Below are 2931 nucleotides of genomic sequence, written 5' to 3' on the forward strand. Positions count from 1 at the left end.
CCCCCACGGCCGTTCACATCTATTCACAACCGGTCACACGCGTTCACACGCGGCCACAAGTCGGGACGACAGGATTTGAACCTGCGCCCCCCGCCCCAAAGCGGGTGCACTACTACCACAGATTAGAGCGTTCACCTGCACAGACATCAGGGACCCAAGATGCCGTGTCGCACTTTCGGCACGTATTCGGCACCGACTCTTCCCCCACGCCTGAAGAGGCGAGATATTGGCCGATTCGTATCCGGGTATGTCCGACTCAGACCGTTACCCTTCCAAACCAATGGCTTGAGCTCGACTCACGCCGCACGCTGGCTCTGGCCGATCCACCCATCTTCGCGGATCAGAAGTGGAGTGGGCCGATAAAGGTATAACCGGTGCAGGGAGGATTCACGGTGACCACCGCGGACAGTGAACTTCTTTCATCGTGATCGTCGGTCGTATTCGATGAGCACGCCGATGGCCTTGGCGATCTGAGTGATCTGGTGTGGGTCGCAGCGGACTCGGTCGAACACACCCCAACGCTTAAGCTGCGCGAACGCGCGCTCGCCCGGTCCGCGCAGCCGTGCGTGGAGCCGGTTGTGCTCCTTCTGCCAGGCCGGTTTGCCCCGGCCCCAGAACGGCGTGACCACCAGCTCCTCATCGAGGCCGCGATAGCCCTTGTCGCCCAAGGCGAACAGACCCGCTTCCCGGATGAACCGGGGCAGCAGCCAGATCCGGGCGGCGGCGGTGTCGTGGATCGACCCGCGCATCGCCCCCGAAACCCACAGCAGCTCCCCGGTCGGCGAGGCGATGGCCTGGAGATTCATCCCGTGATGGCGGTGCTTGCCGGAGTAGAAGGGCCGGTCGAGCCGGTGGCGCTGCGTGCGGACGAGCGTGCCGTCGAGAATCACGAACGCCCAGCCGGCCCGCTTCGCCCGCCGCAGTGCCTAGCGCAGCCCGGTCGCCTTGGCCGCGAGGAGGCCGATGGTCTCGCGGACCCGGCGCCAAGCGGTCGCCTCCGAGATCCCGAAACCAGCCGCCAAGGTCCGCAGTCGCTCGCCTTTGTGCAGGTAGGCGAGCGTGAGGAGCGCTTGGTCGCCCGGGGCGAGGCGGCGCCATCGGGACCGGATGGTCCTCCTGTGGGTGCGGATGAGGGCCGACACGCGGGTCAGGGTGGCTGTCGACAACGGCAGCACCGCAGGGTAGAAAAGCACTGAGGCTCCTGGTGGAGGTCGCGGTAGCGGTAGCACCTGCCGTTCTACCAGGAGCCTCTTCCACGCCCATCAGACACTCACCCTGCAAACAACCTGCAGCGAAACAACACTCGCTCAGGATGCAAGAGGTTCAGTGATACGAGCAAGTCACAGCAAGTTGAGAACGACACTATTCTCAGTCGGGCGATTCGGTCTGGTCCGCGGCGCAGGCCCGGACCGTCACGGCCGCACAGCGGTCGTGGACAATGAGATAATCAGCACGCTCCGGGCAGGCCGAGGTCGGGAGAGGTCAAGCTTGCCGCAGGGGGCGGGTGCGAGGCGACCAGCCAGGGCCCGATTCGTCCTGCTCAACCCTTACATTTGCGTTCCCGAGTCTATCGGAATTGCTGGACGGTCGGCGAACGATACGGGTCGTGAAGAACCAATCCACAGGCGGTCCCCGCAAATCTGATGGGTCCTTCGATCGCTAGCGGGGGAAATCATCTCTTCGTATACCTATAATCCGGATTCTGCGGATCGTTTGCATCAAACCCGAAGTATAGAAACATCTCATCATCCTCAAAATGGAACTGTATCGACTGGCCGACGACGTCTACTTCATCTCCAGCATCATCCACTACGCAATCGTAGGTAAGCACCAATCGCAGGATTCCTGCCGAAACGCCGCAATGTTCTGATGATCGCTTCCGACTTGCGCACCCCACCCAGGTACCTTCTCCACTTATCAACCCTGAGCCTCCGTCCCTTCCACTGAAGAAACGCTCCGGAATATCCGCCATCGAGAAATGCCCATCCTCTTCGATCACAATCTCCGCAGCCCCTCGAGTCCAGGTCCCTGCAATATCTTCTACATCAAGGGGAGCTGGAGGATCAACAAGCGGCTTACCAGAGACGCCCGTACACCCCAGAAGATTTATGAGCACAACAAGAAGGACGCTCGCGCCTTCTATCCTGCGCTTCAAAGGAACTGCCCTCATCTCTAATCCTCTAACTCAGTCTAGAGCTTGTCCCGTTAAAGGTTCAGTCGCCGATGAACCAGAGGTACGTGCCTTGGACGCAGGAGGCCATGATCTCGGCGAGGTCGCGAACGGCTGCAGTCTCCTGTTCGTTGATGCATCGCTTCAGCAAGTCAGGGATTTCACTCAACGCGGCTCCAGCGTCCTGGTCGTTGAAGACGGTGTTGCCGTAAGGATCGACCGAACCGAGCCTGCCGCGCTCCCGATGGGGATCCCTGGCCAGCACCACGGCCAAATCATTGCCATGGCGGTACGACCCACGCACCAGACTCTCCCTCGATTTCTCCCAACTCGTGGGGCGCTTCGAGTGGAGCTCCAGCTCAATTCCCATAGCTTGCAACCCTATCTCCTGCAAGATCTCAAGCGTCAGAGCACGCAGCCCGCGGCAGCGGACAAGAGTCTCGTAGATGCGGCGCTGTTATCGCTTGTGCCACAACGGCTTACGCCTCCCTTGGAAAGTCCCGCACTGCCCGGGCGATGCTCGCCCCGGCGCGTCCGCCGCGGATTGCGCAACCTCCGCGGCGCACTCACCCGCCCCGCCAGTGTCCCGAAACCCTCCCGGCCCGGCCCTGGTCGGCCCAAGGGCGCCAAGAACCGTCGCCGAGCGGCCTGCCATGACCCGGAAAAGCAGACGAAACGCCCCGGAACCAATGGGACTTGGTCCTTTGGTGTTGACACCGTCCTATGCGGCGCGGGCTAGGTTAGCTTGCCGCTGTTCGTAG

At 61.8% G+C, this 2931-nt stretch carries 2 protein-coding genes and 1 pseudogene; all 3 read right to left on the minus strand.

The features are described from left to right. Positions 1-419: 419 nt before the first annotated feature. The 3 genes and pseudogenes from ACYVK3_RS20535 to ACYVK3_RS20545 all read right to left on the minus strand — a co-directional run bounded on the left by ACYVK3_RS20535 (position 420) and on the right by ACYVK3_RS20545 (position 2540). A pseudogene (locus ACYVK3_RS20535) lies at positions 420-1193 on the minus strand (transposase family protein). A gap of 479 nt (positions 1194-1672) precedes the next feature. Beyond that, positions 1673-2170, minus strand: coding sequence for a hypothetical protein (locus ACYVK3_RS20540; RefSeq protein ID WP_460499212.1), 498 nt, complete (start codon positions 2168-2170; stop codon positions 1673-1675). A 43-nt stretch (positions 2171-2213) separates the two neighbouring features. After that, on the minus strand, positions 2214-2540 hold the full coding sequence (locus tag ACYVK3_RS20545; protein ID WP_460499213.1) for a hypothetical protein: 327 nt from the start codon (positions 2538-2540) through the stop codon (positions 2214-2216). Positions 2541-2931: the final 391 nt, after the last annotated feature.

It is taken from the genome of Glycomyces tarimensis, from assembly GCF_054776215.1.